The 14,261-nt window shown below is 71.6% G+C and carries 15 protein-coding genes; 6 read left to right on the top strand and 9 right to left on the bottom strand.

The features are described from left to right. Nucleotides 1-106: 106 nt before the first annotated feature. Both ACFYST_RS14760 and ACFYST_RS14755 read left to right on the top strand, forming a co-directional pair. Nucleotides 107-1,366, top strand: a complete 1,260-nt coding sequence (locus ACFYST_RS14760) for an MFS transporter (protein ID WP_387862291.1) — start codon at nt 107-109, stop codon at nt 1,364-1,366. A 93-nt stretch (nt 1,367-1,459) separates the two neighbouring features. Continuing rightward, entirely contained in the window at nt 1,460-1,729 is a 270-nt protein-coding gene (locus ACFYST_RS14755) for an acylphosphatase (protein ID WP_387649602.1), read from the top strand. A gap of 6 nt (nt 1,730-1,735) precedes the next feature. Here ACFYST_RS14755 and ACFYST_RS14750 read toward each other — a convergent pair whose 3' ends face one another. Continuing rightward, nucleotides 1,736-2,170 carry a cytidine deaminase gene (locus tag ACFYST_RS14750; protein ID WP_387862288.1) on the bottom strand — a complete coding sequence of 145 codons (435 nt, stop codon included), beginning with the start codon at nt 2,168-2,170 and terminating at the stop codon, nt 1,736-1,738. Nucleotides 2,171-2,237: 67 nt separating this feature from the next. Here ACFYST_RS14750 and ACFYST_RS14745 point away from each other — a divergent pair, with 67 nt between their 5' ends. After that, on the top strand, nt 2,238-2,876 hold the full coding sequence (locus ACFYST_RS14745; RefSeq protein WP_387862286.1) for a DinB family protein: 639 nt from the start codon (nt 2,238-2,240) through the stop codon (nt 2,874-2,876). A 52-nt stretch (nt 2,877-2,928) separates the two neighbouring features. On the opposite strand, the gene ACFYST_RS14740 is transcribed toward ACFYST_RS14745, so the two are convergent. The 4 genes from ACFYST_RS14740 to ACFYST_RS14725 all read right to left on the bottom strand — a co-directional run bounded on the left by ACFYST_RS14740 (nt 2,929) and on the right by ACFYST_RS14725 (nt 7,955). Beyond that, nucleotides 2,929-4,320, bottom strand: a complete 1,392-nt coding sequence (locus tag ACFYST_RS14740) for an NAD(P)/FAD-dependent oxidoreductase (RefSeq protein WP_387862283.1) — start codon at nt 4,318-4,320, stop codon at nt 2,929-2,931. Nucleotides 4,321-4,400: 80 nt separating this feature from the next. Further along, a complete protein-coding gene (locus tag ACFYST_RS14735) occupies nt 4,401-4,775 on the bottom strand; it encodes a cupin domain-containing protein (protein WP_387649612.1) in 375 nt (124 codons plus the stop codon). Next, the gene (locus ACFYST_RS14730; protein WP_387862280.1) at nt 4,772-6,259 is read right to left on the bottom strand and encodes an APC family permease; all 1,488 of its coding nucleotides are present in this window, start codon (nt 6,257-6,259) and stop codon (nt 4,772-4,774) included. Before ACFYST_RS14730 ends, ACFYST_RS14735 begins: the two co-directional genes overlap by 4 nt. 235 nt (nt 6,260-6,494) lie before the next feature. Continuing rightward, nucleotides 6,495-7,955 carry a PHB depolymerase family esterase gene (locus ACFYST_RS14725; protein ID WP_387862277.1) on the bottom strand — a complete coding sequence of 487 codons (1,461 nt, stop codon included), beginning with the start codon at nt 7,953-7,955 and terminating at the stop codon, nt 6,495-6,497. Nucleotides 7,956-8,279: 324 nt separating this feature from the next. Between ACFYST_RS14725 and ACFYST_RS14720 the strand changes: the two genes are divergently transcribed. Further along, on the top strand, nt 8,280-9,407 hold the full coding sequence (locus ACFYST_RS14720) for a PP2C family protein-serine/threonine phosphatase (protein WP_387862275.1): 1,128 nt from the start codon (nt 8,280-8,282) through the stop codon (nt 9,405-9,407). Nucleotides 9,408-9,471: 64 nt separating this feature from the next. On the opposite strand, the gene ACFYST_RS14715 is transcribed toward ACFYST_RS14720, so the two are convergent. Further along, complete coding sequence (locus tag ACFYST_RS14715; RefSeq protein WP_387862272.1) at nt 9,472-9,747, bottom strand: hypothetical protein; 276 nt, start codon at nt 9,745-9,747, stop codon at nt 9,472-9,474. A gap of 343 nt (nt 9,748-10,090) precedes the next feature. On the opposite strand from ACFYST_RS14715, the gene ACFYST_RS14710 reads away from it, so the two are divergent. Beyond that, nucleotides 10,091-11,119, top strand: a complete 1,029-nt coding sequence (locus ACFYST_RS14710) for a 2-dehydropantoate 2-reductase (protein ID WP_387862269.1) — start codon at nt 10,091-10,093, stop codon at nt 11,117-11,119. Nucleotides 11,120-11,213: 94 nt separating this feature from the next. Here the strand turns inward: ACFYST_RS14710 and ACFYST_RS14705 are convergent, their stop codons facing one another. Further along, entirely contained in the window at nt 11,214-11,663 is a 450-nt protein-coding gene (locus tag ACFYST_RS14705) for a hypothetical protein (protein WP_387649627.1), read from the bottom strand. Between the two features lie 100 nt (nt 11,664-11,763). Here ACFYST_RS14705 and ACFYST_RS14700 point away from each other — a divergent pair, with 100 nt between their 5' ends. Beyond that, nucleotides 11,764-12,561 carry a phosphotransferase family protein gene (locus ACFYST_RS14700; protein ID WP_387862267.1) on the top strand — a complete coding sequence of 266 codons (798 nt, stop codon included), beginning with the start codon at nt 11,764-11,766 and terminating at the stop codon, nt 12,559-12,561. Here ACFYST_RS14700 and ACFYST_RS14695 read toward each other — a convergent pair. Together ACFYST_RS14695 and ACFYST_RS14690 are read right to left on the bottom strand one after the other, a co-directional pair. Continuing rightward, nucleotides 12,555-13,478 (bottom strand): GNAT family N-acetyltransferase, encoded by a 924-nt coding sequence (locus tag ACFYST_RS14695; RefSeq protein ID WP_387862265.1) that lies wholly within the window; start codon nt 13,476-13,478, stop codon nt 12,555-12,557. The two genes, ACFYST_RS14700 and ACFYST_RS14695, sit on opposite strands and share 7 nt — an antisense overlap. A gap of 74 nt (nt 13,479-13,552) precedes the next feature. Beyond that, nucleotides 13,553-14,221, bottom strand: a complete 669-nt coding sequence (locus ACFYST_RS14690; protein ID WP_387647679.1) for an HAD family hydrolase — start codon at nt 14,219-14,221, stop codon at nt 13,553-13,555. Nucleotides 14,222-14,261 lie beyond the last annotated feature (40 nt).

The raw sequence follows: 14,261 nt of genomic DNA, 5'->3' as shown, positions 1-14,261 counted from the left end.
CGGCCCGAAAACCATGTGCGACCCGAAAACCATGTGCGCGCGGGCGGCCCCTGCCGTTAGCGTCGGACGTTTCCCGGAAATCGGACGCGGCATGGGGTGAAGCGGGATGAAGCGGGCCGGCGGGCTTGGTCGGGCGTTCGGGGTGCTGTGGTCGGCGTCGGCGGTGTCGACGCTCGGGGACGGGATCGTCGCGGCGGCGGCCCCGCTGCTGGTGACGTCGCTGACCAGGGATCCGGTGCTGGTCGGCCTGTCGGTGTTCGTCCAGCAGCTGCCGTGGCTGCTGCTGGCCCCGGTGAGCGGCGTGCTGGTGGACCGGGTGGACCGGCGGCGGCTGACGGTGGCGATGAACGCGGCGCGGGCCGCGCTGACGGCGGTGCTGGCGGGCGCGGTGTTCGCGGGGGTGGTCTCGCTGCCGCTGATCTACGCGGTGGGTCTGCTGCTGGGTGCCTGCGCGGCACTGGGCGACAACGCGTCCGCCGTGCTGCTGCCCGCGCTCGTCCCGTCCGAGCAGCTGCCGCGCGCCAACTCCCGGATGTTCGGGGCCTATACGGTACTCAACAAGCTGTGCGGCCCGCCGCTGGGCGCGGCCCTGTTCGGGGTGGCGGCCGGTGTGCCGATGACGGTGGACGCGCTGAGTTTCGCCGGCGCGGCCGTGCTGATCTCGATGCTGCCGCCGGTGCCGGGCAAGCAGCCGTGGGCGCCGGCGGCCGCCCGGGTGCCGGTGCGCCGTCAGTTCGGCGAGGCGGTGCGCTGGCTGTGGGCGAATCCGGCGGTACGGACGCTGACGCTCGCGCTGTGCCTGATGAACGTGACACTGATCGCCGGGTTCTCGATCATGGTGCTGTACGCCCGTGAGCACCTGGGGCTGTCCCCGTTCGGCTACGGCGCGCTGATGTCGGTCGGGGCGGTGGGCGGCCTGCTGGGGGCGGCGATCGCGCCGCGGCTTCAGGCCCGGTTCTCGTCCTCGGTGCTGCTGCGCACCGGCCTGGTGCTGGAGACGCTGACGCATGTCGGTCTGGCGCTGGCGGGTTCGGCGTGGGTGGCGGGCGCGGTGCTGTGGATGTTCGGCGTGCACGGCGCGGTGTGGATGAACGTGGACCGGACGCTGGTGCAGCGCTCGGTGCCGGACGAGCTGCGCGGCCGGGTGATGAGCGTCTTCATGGCGCTGGCGGTCGGCGGTTCGGCGCTGGGCGCGCTGCTCGGCGGCCCGCTGGCCCGCGCGTTCGGCCTGACCGGGCCGTTCTGGTTCTCGGCGGCGGTGATGGCGGTGCTCACGCTGTTCGCCTGGCGCCCGTTCAGCCGCAGCATCGACGGCTACGACGCGGCCCCGGCCGCGCCGCGGCCGGTGGCGGCCACCACCAACTGACGGCCGGTCCGGCCCTGCCTGCCGCCGCGGGCCGCCCCGGCTGGGATATACCTGCGGGCAGTATCGGCGGCGAGCGGGGCGAGGTGGGTGCGGGTGATCCGGCGTCGGGTGCTGGTCTCGGGCACGGTGCAGGGCGTGTTCTTCCGCGACTCCTGCCGGCAGGCGGCGTCCCAGTCGGGCATCGCCGGCTGGGTGCGCAACCTGCCGGACGGGCGGGTGGAGGCCGTGTTCGAGGGCGACGAGGCGCCAGTGGAGGCGATGGTGGGGTGGATGCGGCACGGCCCGTCCCGGGCGGTGGTCGAGCACGTCGAGGTGATCGACGAGGAGTTGGAGGGCCTCCTCGTCTTCGCCATCACCGACTGAGGACGGCTACTGCTCCTGGTAAGGCCACGTCTCGTCGGGGAACACCCGGGCGAACCAGTGGGGTTGGACGTCGCGCAGCTTCAGGGTGCGCCAGCGCGTCGGGTCCTCGGGTTCGGGGACGCCCACCTCGACGTCGGGGCCGTACGCGAACAGCCGTTCCTGGCAGACGCCGCACGGGGCGAGCACCCAGAACCCGCTGCCGTCGTCGGCGAAGGTGACGCACACCGAGGCCACCACCTTGCGGTCGCGCTTGTACGCCTCGCAGATCGCCCCGGTCTCGTGGCACAGCCGCACCGCGTTGTTCGGCGGCTCGGGCGCGGTACTGGTCAGCACGGTGCCGTCGTCCAGCCGCAGCGCCGCGGCGCCGGCCCACTCCTTCCCGGGGAACCGACGGCGGGTCAATTCGATTGCGGCATCGACGAGTTCTTGATCAACGGCCATGCCGCGAACGTTACCGGAGTGTGAAAACCCTTTGCGAGCCAATTCGGATCTTGACCACACTCCGGCCATGACGACCATCGACGACTCGAACCCGCCCGATCAACTCGCCGCCGTGAAGCGGGATCTGAAGCTGTACCTCCAGGACGCCCGGGATGCTCTGCTGTGGAAGCTGGAGGGCCTGTCGGAGTACGACGTGCGCCGCCCGGTGACGCCGTCGGGCACGAACCTGCTCGGGGTGGTGAAGCATCTGACGGGCGCGGAGGCGGTCTACTTCGGCGAGACCTTCGGCCGTCCCTTCGACGGCGGGCCGGGCCTGTGGGTGGCGGGCGCCGCCGACGCCAACGACGATCTGTGGGCCCGCCCGGACGAGAGCCGCGAGGAGCTGATCGCCGAGTACCGCCGGGTCTGGGCGCATTCGGACGCGACCATCGACGACCTGCCGCTGGACGCCCTCGGCCAGGTCCCCTGGCCGCCGCGCCACCACCTCACGCTCGGCCGGATCCTGCTCCACCTGGTCGCCGAGACCCAGCGCCACACCGGCCAGGCCGACGTGGTCCGTGAACTCCTCGACGGCTCGACGGGATTGCGCCCGGGGGACGCCGTCCTCCCCGACGTCTCCCCCGACTGGTGGCCGGCCCACCACGCCCGGGTCGAGCAGGCCGCGCGCGAGGCCGCCCACGCGGCGGGCGAGAGCGTCCCGGACTGACAAGCGACCGCCGGCCGTCCCTCCGAGGGACGGCCGGCGGAACGAACAGGCGTCAGCTGTCGAAGCCGAGGCCCAGGGTGTCCATGGTCTTCAGCCACAGGTTGCGGCGGCCGCCGTTGCGGTCGGCGCGGTCCAGCGACCACTTGGTGATGCCGATGCCGGCCCAGCGGACGGGCTCGGGCGGGAACGGCAGCGGCTTGCGGCGGACCATCTCCAGCGTGGTGAGCTCGGTGTTCTTGCGGGCCAGCAGGTCGAGCATCACCTCGGCGCCGAACCGGGTCGCGCCGACGCCGAGGCCGGTGAAGCCCGCGGCGAGCGCGACCTTGCCGCGGTAGGCGGTGTCGAAGAACGCGGAGAACCGGGTGCAGGTGTCGATCGCGCCGCCCCAGGCGTTGGTGAACTGGAGCCCCTCGAGCTGCGGGAAGGTCTCGAAGAAGTGCCGGGCGAGGGTCCGGTAGGTCTGCGGCCGGTGGTCGTACTCGTTGCGGACCTTGGCGCCGTAGTGGTAGATGGCGTCGTAGCCGCCCCACAGGATCCGGTTGTCGGCGGACAGCCGGTAGTAGTGGAACTGGTTGGCGCTGTCGCCGATGCCCTGCCGGCCCTGCCAGCCGATCGAGGCCAGCTGCTCGTCGCTGAGCGGCTCGGTCATCAGCGCGTAGTCGTACACCGGCACGGTGTAGGGGCGGATCCGCTTGATCAGCGAGGGGAACACGTTGGTGCCGAGCGCGACCTGGCGGGCGAACACCCGGCCGTAGGGGGTGCGCACGGCCATGCCGGAGCCGGACTCGGCGATGTCGGTGGCCCTGGTGTGCTCGAAGATCCGGACGCCGAGGCTCTCGCAGGCCTGCTTCAGGCCCCAGGCGAGCTTGGCGGGGTGGACCATGCCCACGCCGTCCTTGTCCCACAGCGCGCCGAGGTAGGTCGGCGAGTTGACCTGGGCGCGGATCGCGTCGGCGTCCAGCAGCTCGTAGTCGCCGTACTGCTTGGCGAGTTCGTACAGCTCGGCAAGTTCCTCGACCTGGTGCGGCTCGGTGGCGACGTCGAGTTCGCCGGTGCGCTCCCAGTCGCAGTCGATGCCGTACGTGGTGATGGCGTCCTCGATGGACTGCAGGTTGCGGGCGCCGAGCTGTTCGAGGGCGGCGAGTTCGTCCGGCCAGCGCTCGTGGCCGTTGCCGAGGCCGTGGGTGAGGCTGGCGGCGCAGAAGCCGCCGTTGCGGCCGGAGGCGGCCCAGGCGATCTCCTGGCCCTCGATCAGGACCACGTCACAGCCGGGGTCGCGTTCCTTGGCGATCAGCGCGGTCCACAGGCCGCTGTAGCCACCGCCGACGACCAGCAGGTCGCAGCGGACGTCTCCGGTGAGCGCCGAGTTGGCCTGCGGACGACCGGGGTCCTCCAGCCAGAACGGGGTGGGCTTGGCGTCCCGCAGGGCGTGTACGGGGTCCATGTTCTCGGTTCCTTGCCTTGGGAGGGTGGCCGGCCCGGCCGTGGGGGCGGCCGGGCCGACTGCTGTGCCGTTCGCGGCGGTTATCGGTCCTCGTCCCCGGCCGCCTCCGGGCCGAGGTTGATGGTGTAGACCTTGCGGAGCGTCTCGTGGACGGTCCAGGTGGTGCGGTCGCCTTCGCGCAGCACCGCGAGGTCCCCGGGGCCGACCTCCAGGACGGGGCCGTCCTCGAAGGCGACGGTGGCCCGGCCGCTGAGGACGACGAACATCTCGTCGGCCTCGGTGTCGGTGACCACGCCGGGCGTGATCTGCCAGATCCCGCGGATCTGGCGGCCGTCGGCGGACTCCCAGACCACCTTGCCGGTGACCTCGGGGGTGCCGGAGACGATCTGCTCGGCATCGAGCGGCTCGGGTTCCAGCTCAACGTCCGGGACGTGCAGGGCGAAGCTGTTGATCATGCCTCGACGCTACCCGTTCCGGTGCCGGTGGCGGCCTTGTCACTGTGTGCCGGGTCCCACTGCGACCCTGACAGCCCGTAGGCGTCGCCGTGCACCGACCCGTTCGCGGCGGCGGCCCGGTCGAGCGCGGCGGACTCCTTGGCGGCCTTGCGCAGCGACAGCAGCGGGAAGAGCACCAGCGAGATGCCGACCACGATCAGGCAGAGCTTGACGGCCCTGCTGCCCTCCTCGTTGTACTGCTCGACGGCGGCCCAGACGCTGATCGAGGTCAGGCAGACGGTGATCAGGCCGACGCTCCACCAGCCGCCGGGGATCTTGTAGGGACGCTCCAGCTCGGGCTCGCGGATCCGCAGCGCGATCAGGGCCGCGACCTCCAGCAGGATGCCGAGGTTGGTGAGGAAGACGTCGAAGATCACCAGCTTGCTGAAGCTGGAGAAGCAGAACAGCGCGTAGATGACGGACGATCCGATGATCGACGCGATCGGCATCTTGTAGCGCTTGCTCTCCTTGGAGACCCACCTGGGCAGGTAGCCGTCCTGCGAGAGGGCGGACGGGAGGCGCGAGTAGGAGGCGAGCAGCGCGGAGAACATCGCGACCGAGGCGAACAGGCCGCCGATGGTGACGGTGTACTGGAGCCAGGGGCCGGCCAGTTGGCCGGCGATGTCGGAGAACGAGCCGTCCTTCCAGTTCGTCCAGCCGTTGTCGCCGTCCGCGCCGACCGCGAGGGCGGCCACCGAGGGCAGCAGGTAGCCGACGACGATCAGCAGGACGGCCCAGAACAGCGCCTTGGGCAGGTGCTTCTTCGGGTTCTCCATCTCGCCGGCCACGGTGGAGACCGAGTCCCAGCCGGAGTAGTTCCACATCACGATGAACAGGCCGGAGCCGAAGGCGTTCCAGGTGGACTGGCCCTGTTCGGCGGTCAGTGGGGTGACCGGGTTGATGCCCTCTGTCAGCAGGTGGTAGCCGCCGATCGCGGTGAGGATCAGCATCGGGGTGAGGCAGATGATCGCGAACAGCACCGAGGAGTCGCCGACCCAGCCCGCGCCCATCAGGTTCAGCAGCGTGAAGATCACGATGACGCCGACGCAGATCACCCAGTTCAGGTCGATCTTCAGTCCGACGATCTCGAACAGCACGTGCTCGCCGGGGGCGACCGCGCTGATCAGGCTGGACAGGTACGAAGTGAACATGACCGGGTACAGCGCCATGTCGACGAAACTGCACACCCAGGCCAGTACGCCCTGCTGGAAGGCCCAGAACCGGCCGAGGCCGCGCTTGACCCAGTGGTAGTAGCCGCCCTCGACGGGGATGGCAGTGCCGAGTTCGGCGCAGACCAGGGCATGCGGAACGCTGTAGATCAACGGGGCGATCAGGATCAGCAGGATTCCCATGCCGGGCCCCGACGTCGAGAACAGCGGCTCGATGCCGTAGGCGCCGCCGGAGACGCTGAAGAAGATCAGGGCGACCAGGGGAACCAGGCTCACGCGCTTGGGCGTTGCCCACCGGGTCTCCGGCGGGGCCACGGGGATGGCGGTCATTTTCACCTTGGCAATCGGGTGTCGGCTCGGATGTTGAGATGCACGAGTCTGGCCGCCCCGTTGACGTAGGACAATCATTCAATCTGTCAGACGTCTTGTTGCCCCCCTGACACTCTGGTGGGCCCCGCGGGCAAATCCGGCAGAGCCCACATCATCGCTGGTCAGAGCTTGTCCGGACGGTTCAGGCGGTGCAGCCGGAGTCCGCGAGCACGAAATACCCGGCCGAGGTCTCCTTCAAGGTGTGAACCACGAACAGGTTCCACAGCCCCATGTTCTGGTTGGAGCCGTTCGCATATGCGTACCCGCCGCTCTGGTGGGCGCGGCCCGCCGAGACCTGGTTGTAGTTGTTGTCGGTGTAGCACTTGGGCGTGAACACACTGCCGGTGGTGGTCCCCGTCACGGCCGAACTCACCGTTCCCACCGCCCCGTTGGCGTCCACTGCCGCGACCGTCCAGGCGTACCCGGTGCCCGCGGTCAGCCCGGTGTCGGTGTAGGTGGTGCCGGCGCTGGTGCCGACCTGCGCGCCGCCCCGGTACACGGTGTAGGACGCCACGCCCGGTACCGCGTTCCAGCTCAGCGAGGCGGTGGTGTCCGTGGTGCCGGTGACGCTCAGGCCGCCCGGTGCGGGCAGCTGACCGTTGTTGCCGCTGCCGTCCAGACCCCAGAACAGACCGGTGTAGTACGACGAGCAGATGGTGTTCAGGAAGTAGGCGCCGGCCTGGCCGCAGTTGGCGGTACCGCTGCCCGGACTGACCGGCAGACCGTGGCCCATCCCCGACACGCTGTACAGCTGCACCGCCGGCTTCCCGGCGCTGTCGTTGTACACGCTCAGCGTGGTGCCGCCGGGCAGCGACTGGGTGGCGGACGCGGTCTGCGGGATGCCCCACACATTGGTCCACTGGTCACGCAGCTCGGTGGCGTTGACCGGCGCCACGGTGGTGTCCGAACTGCCGTGCCAGATCGCCACCCGCGGCCACGGCCCGGCCCAACCCGGGTTCGACGCCCGCACCTTGTCGCCCCACTGGGCGGGCGTCAGATTCTGGCTGGCGTTCTGACAGCCGGACGCGGCGGACTGCGTCGTCGCGCACTGCGCGGGCAGACCGGAGGCGATCGAACCGCCCGCGAACACGTCCGGGTAGTCGGCCAGAAGATCGGCCGCCATGCCCGCGCCCGCCGACAGGCCCGTCACGTACACCCGCGACGGGTCACTGCCGTACAGCGCCACCGCCTTGTCCACCATCTGCTTGACCGACAGCGCCTCGCCCTTGCCCCGGGTGTCCTTGGAGCTGTCGAACCAGGAGAAGCAGGACAGCATGTTGTTGGTCGAGTTGGTCTGCGGGAACACCACCGCGAAGCCCCAGCGGTCGGCGAGCTGCGCCCAACCCGAGTTGCCGTAGTAGTCGTTGGCGGTCTGGGTGCAGCCGTGCAACGCCACCACCAGCGGCTTGCCGGTGGCCAGCCCGCTCGGGACGTAGCTGTACATCGCCAGGTTCCCCGGGTTGCTGCCGAACCCGGTGACCTGGCCGAGCCCCGCCGCCGAGGCCTGCGGGGCGCCGGTCAGCACACCTGCGGTCAGTACCGCTCCAGCGAGCAGTGCCTTTGCCCAGCTCCCGATCCGTCCCTTGCCGAAGTGTCCTGCCATGTGGGGGCTCCGCTCTCGCCGTGTGCTCATCTGCCTTGAGTGGGGGGTGGCCGAGCACGTTTGGCGTGAATCATCGGCGCGGACCAGGTGGCCGCCCATGGCCCCGCGCACCACCGAGGGGCCGACTGGCATGGTGGCGGCGGACATTGAGGCGCTCATCGGCTCCGCGCCGCGCCGATCATCCGACCGGTTCCGCCCACGGTCCGACGTGGCGGCGGCCGTTGAGCCGCTCATGCACTCCGCGCCGCATTGATCATTTGTCCGGTACCACCCGCCCGCGCCTCCCACACCCGGGCGCGCCGCCCGGGTACCGTTCACCGGGTCATGCCCACGATCACCGACAAGCGGGATCCTTCGCAGCCGCGACCGATCCTCACCGCCCTCACCCGCCTGTCCCCGTTCCTGCTGATCGCCCTCGCGGCGGCCGCCGACAGCGAAACCCCCGCCGGCCAGCGCTACGACCGTTTCGTGGTGGCCGCCCCCGCGCTCGCCGCCGCCAGTTGGGGCCCCGCCGGGACACTCGCCATCGGCGGCCTCGCCGTGCTCACCGAAGTGGTGCTGGCCCTGATCCGCGACCACAGTGTCGGCGCGGCCGGCGCCTCGGTGATCGCCGCGACCGTCACCGTCACGCTGGCCGCCGCGTACTCCGCCGCCCAACGGGTGCACCGGGAACGCGACCTGGCGATGGTCCGCTCGGTCGCGCAGACCGCCCAGGAGGTGGTGCTGCGTCCACTGCCCGACCGGATCAACAGCGTCGACCTCGCCCTCTACTACACGGCCGCCGCCGAACAGGCCCAGATCGGCGGCGACTTCTACGAAGCCGTACGAACCCCCTTCGGGGTGCGGATCATCCTCGGCGACGTCCAGGGCAAGGGCCTCCCCGCCGTCGAGATGGCGGCCGCACTGCTCGGCTCGTTCCGCGAAGCCGCCTACGACTCCAAGGACCTCCCCGCCCTCGCCAGCCGCCTGGAGACCGGCCTGCACCGCTACGCCGAGCGGGCATCCTCACCCGACGCCGCCGAACGCTTCGCCACCGCCGTCCTGTTGGAGATCCCCGACGACCGCCCCGAGGCCCGCCTCCTCAACTGCGGCCACCCGCCACCCGTCCTGATCCAGCCCCACGGCGTCCGCCTCCTCGAACCCGAGGTCCCCCTGCCGCCACTCAACCTGTCCGCCCTGGTCGCCTCCGACTACCGCTCCGCGACCGTCCCCTTCGGCCCCGGCGACCGCGTCCTCCTCTACACCGACGGCGTCTCCGAAACCCGCGACCGCCACGGCGAGTTCTACCCCCTCCCCGACCGCCTCGCCGGCTGGACCACCGACCCCTCCCCCACCGTCCTCCACAACCTCCGCCGCGACCTCCGCCACTACGCCGGCGGCCCACCCGACGACGACGTCGCCGCCCTCCTCGCCACCCGCCACACCGAACCTGACGGCCCGTCCGGGCACTGACGGACCGTCGATCCGTTCGACAGGGGCGCGGGGAACTGCGCGAAGCGGAAGGATCCTTAGGAGATCAGAACGGAACCGGCAGCCCGGCCTCGCGCAGCCGGGCCAGGGCCGCCGACATGCAGTGCTGCACCGTCCTCCCGTCCGCCCGGATGCCGTGCTCCAGGGGACCCCCGCTTGCGGCGAACGTCCACGCCGGTGCGTTGTCGGCCACCCGCTCGGCGTCCACCCTGATCATCGCGTTCACGCCCTGCTCGCCCAGCCATTCCAGGACCAGGAGCGTCACGTCCTCGACGCCACTGTCCTGGTCGGTCTTCGGCCCGCGGCCCTGGTTCATCGTCATGATCCTTACCCTACTGAGGGGTTCGAAGGTCTCAGCAGCCGGTTTCCCTTCCGACAAAAAGCCCGGCGCACTCGGCGGCGAAGGCACAGAGCTGCTCGACGACCTTCCGGTACTCCTGCGGATTCCGCACCGTGTTCGTTGTGGCCTCGGTCCACTGCTGCCACAGGCCGCGAATCGCCGGACCAGGTCCATCAACTCAGGGTCGGTGTTGGGACGACGCATGGCTGCATCTTCGCCCGGTAAGAACCCCGGCTGCCAGCGTTTTACCCAGCGGCACCTGCACTGACGGGGAGGCGACCGGACGGTAACCTCGGGGCCGTTGCCATCGACGAAGGAGCCTCCGGTGTCCGATGACCGTTCCGCCTCCCCGCTGCGGATCGCCGTGTTCGGGGCGGGCAGCATCGGCTGCCGCCTTGGTGGGGCGCTGTCGGCCGTCGCCGAGGTGACGCTGATCGGGCGTCCGGCGGCGATGGCCGAACTCGACCGTGCGGGGCTGACGTTGACCGGGCCGGGCGACCGTCGGCTGCGGGCCCGGCCGGGCACCGCGGTGGATGCCTCGGCCGCTGCCGGGGCCGACTACGTGCTGGTGACCGTCAAGTCGTCGGACACCGCCGAGGCCGCCCGTGAGCTCGCCCCGCACCTGGACGAGCGGACCACCGTGATCAGTTTCCAGAACGGGCTGCACAACGCCCGCCTGCTCGCCGAAGCCCTCCCGGGGCTCCGGGTGCTGGCCGGGATGGTTCCGTACAACGTGGTCCGCACCGGGCCGGGCGCGTTCCACCAGGGCACCGACGGCCGCCTGATGCTCGAACGCGCCGACACCGCAGAGCGGTTCGCCGCCGTGGCGCTGGCGGCCGGGCTGCCGGTGGAGTTGCGTGGCGACATGCCGCAGGTGCAGGCGGCGAAGTTGCTGCTCAACCTGAACAACGCGGTGAACGCGCTGTCCGGGCGGCCGCTCCGCGAGCAACTCGGCAGCAGGCCGTACCGGTTGGTGCTGGCGCGGTGTCAGCGTGAGGGTCTGGCGGCGTTGCGGGCGGCGGGGCTGGTGCCGGCCCGGCTCGGTCCGGTTCCGGCGTCGTGGATGCCCGCCGTACTGAGGCTGCCGGACGGGCTGTTCCGGCGGCTCGCGGCGGCGAGTCTCCGGGTGGACGCGCAGGCCCGGTCCTCGATGTGGGAGGACCTGCAGCGTGGCCGCCGCACCGAGGTCGACGAACTCCAGGGCGAGGTGCTGGCCCTCGCCGCCCGGCACGGGCTGGCGGCGCCCGCGAACCGGCGGCTGCTGGAGCTGGTCCGGGAGGCCGAGTCCGCGCCGACCCCGCCGTCCTGGTCGGGGCCCGAACTGCTGGCCGCACTCGACACCCGGGCGCAGTGATCCTGCGGGGTCCGGCACTGACGGTGGCTCGATGTGACGTTCAGCCTCGGTACGGCAGCCCCCGCAACAGCACTTGCCGCGACGGCCGTAGACGTCACCGGGACTGCTGATCGCCCGGCTGCCGCACCGTCACGTTGCTGGTGTCGACCCGGCCGATCTGCAGGGCGATGCCGTGCACGTCGGCGGTGATCTCGTTGTGGATGGTGGTCACCTCGATGCGCGGCCCGGCGCCCTGCGGGGCGATCTCGTCGAGCAGGGCGCGCAGTTCGGCGACGGCGGTCGGGTCCTCGCGCAGGACGGTGAGCAGCCGCTGTTCCCAGTCCTGCCGGACGGTCTCGCGGACCGCGGGCAGGCCGTTCTCCTCGGCGTCGAGGACCTCGGCGTAGGCGAGTTCCATCCGGGCGTCCTCCACCCGGCTCTCCCGGCCGCGGGTGAGCAGCCGGCCGACCCGGTCGCGCACCTGCCCCCACAGGTCGGTGGCCACCGCGCCGACCAGCGCCGTCGCCCCGGAGGCCGCCAGTTCGGCCAGTTCGGTCCCCACCATGTCGTTGCCGCCCCTCGTTGTCCGTGTGCTGCTCCCCCTAGCCTAGTGACGCACACCGACCCCCGACGCCGCTTTCCCACCGGTACCGAAAGCTGACGCCATGACCACCTCGTGGACCACCCACGGTGTCGAGTTCCTCCCCGACACCGTCCGCAAGCGTTTCCGCCCGGACGCGGACGGCGACCCGGACCGCGAGTGGCGGGCGCTCACCCTGCTCGACCGGTACGCGCCGGGCCTGGCGCCGCGCCCGCTGTCGCTGGACGGGCGCACCGTCACCATGTCCAGGCTGCGCGGAATCCCGTTGCGCGGCACCGAGTTGACGACCGCGCACCTGGACGCCCTGGCCCGCGCCACCGACCGTCTGCTGCACGCCGTCCCGCCCGAGGAGGTGGCCGCGCTCCCGGAGCGCCGCTGGTACGTCGGCGACTCGGTGGCCGCGATCCGCCGCCGCGCGGCGCGGCCCTCGCTGCCCTCGCTACCCTCGCTGCCGGCGCTGGTGGCCGGGCTGCGCTGGCTGGCGGGCGCGGAGGCCTCGTTGTCAGCACCGTGGGCGCCGGTGCTCGGGCAGGCGGACGGGAACCTTGCCAACTTCCTCTGGGACGGCGCCGACGTCCGGCTGGTCGACTTCGAGGACTCGGGGCGCAGCGACCGCCCGTACGAGCTCGCCGAGTTGGTCGAGCACCTCTCGGCGTGGGTGGACACCGACCTGGACGCGGCGGCGTTCCTCGGCCGGTTCACGCTCTCTCCCGCCGAGCAGGCCCGGCTGCTGGAGTGCCGGCGCCTGTTCGCCCTGCTGTGGCTGGTGTTCCTGGCCACCGACCCGGCGACGGCGGCCCGCAACCCGCCGGGCACCACCGAACGGCAGGCCGCCCGCCTGCTGGCCCTGCTGGACTACTGAAGGGTCTTCTTCAGCACCGTGGAACTGTGCCGGACCGTCATGCCGGTCTTCAGGTAGAGGTCGAGCGCGCCGGTCCCGGAGTGCGTCCACAGGGTGCAGCTGCGCAGGCCGGCGGCGCGGCAGGCGTGGAAGGTGTGGCGCAGCAGGTGGCGGGCGATGCCGCGGTGGCGGTGGCCGCCGTGGACGGCGACGTTCTCCACATAGCCCTCGCCGGTGTCGGGCAGATCGAGGGCGAGGGCGGCGCCGACCAACTGGCCGTTGGCGGCGAAGGCGAGCGGGGAGCGGTCGGCGGCGAAGCTGGGGCGGCGCACGGTGTGGGCGGCCCATTCGTCGAAGTCCTTGCGGCGCTGCTGCCATTCGTCGAAGGCGTCCTCGATGAGCCGGTGCGTGGCCTGCTCGTCCGCCGGATCGCCGGCCCGGAAGGGGCGGACGGTGATGCCCTCGAGTGCGGGCGGCAGCTGCTCGGGCAGGTCGTCGAGGCCGATGGCGAGCAGCCAGCTGGTGACGGCGGGGCGGAAGCCGTGGGCGTGCAGCAGAGCGGTGGCGGCCGTGTCGCGGTCGGGGACGACCTGGGCGAGTTCGGCGGTGCCGCGTTCGCGGGCGCGCTGTTCGATCCAGCGCAGCAGTGCGGTGCCGATGCCGCGGCCGCGGTGGTCGGGGTGCACATCGGCGTCGGTGCGCCGGTCCGTCCAGGCCCAGCCGGCGAGTCGCCCGTCGGGGGCGTGCACCAGCAGGGTGTCGGTGGCCGGGTCGAGTCCGGGGCGGGCGAACACGGCGGCGAGCGCGCCGGCGTCGGTGGTGGCCGTGCCGTCGAGGGCGCGTTCGCAGGTGTGGACGAGGTCCTGGACGGCGGGGAGGTCGGTGGCCGGGTCGATCGGCCGTGCGGTGTGGCCGGGGGGAAGTTCGACCTGCGCCATGGGGATTCCCTTCGGTGGTGCGGACGGGGTGTCAGCCGGTGGTGGCGCGCAGCAGTGCGGGCGGGTGCAGGGCGTCAGCCGGTGGTGGCGCGCAGCAGTGCGGGCAGCTGCCGCATGTCGGAGAAGAGTACGGTGCCCGGGCCGGTGAGCGCGTCCGCGCCGGTGGGTCCGCCGGTGTAGCCGAAGCAGCGCATGCCGGCGGCGCGGGCGGCCCGGGTGCCGGGGCCGCTGTCCTCGACCACGGCGCACACCTCCGGGGCGAAGCCCATCCGCTGCGCGGCGTGCAGGAACAGGTCGGGGGCGGGCTTTCCGCGTTCCACCTCGGTGGCGCTGAAGATCCGTCCCTCGAAGTGCTCGTACAGGCCGGTCCGGCCGAGGGTGTGCCGCATCTTGTCGTGCGTCCCGCTGGAGGCGACGCAGGACGGCAGGCCGAGCGCGGCGAGTGCCTCCACGATGCCGTCCACCGGCTCCAGTTCGGTGTCCACCAGCTCGCGGTGCCGCTGTTCGAAGCGCTGCTCCCACTCGGCGGCGACGGTCTTGCCGAGGCGCTCGGCGACCACCTGCCAGCCGGCGGCGTGCGAGCGTCCGATGAAGTGCCGCACCACCTCGGCCTCGGTGAGCGGCCAGCCGAGCTGCGCGCCGACCTCCTGCTGAACGCGTACCGCGATCCGCTCGCTGTCCACCAGGACGCCGTCGCAGTCGAAGATCACCAGTTCGACGGGCTTGCTGTTCGAGTCGCTCATCCGCTCAGCATATTTATCACTGCCCGAACGATCGTGCGGC

It is taken from the genome of Kitasatospora sp. NPDC004614, assembly GCF_042873675.1.
GTDB lineage: Bacteria > Actinomycetota > Actinomycetes > Streptomycetales > Streptomycetaceae > Kitasatospora.
This window is presented reverse-complemented; position numbering and strand designations above follow the sequence as displayed.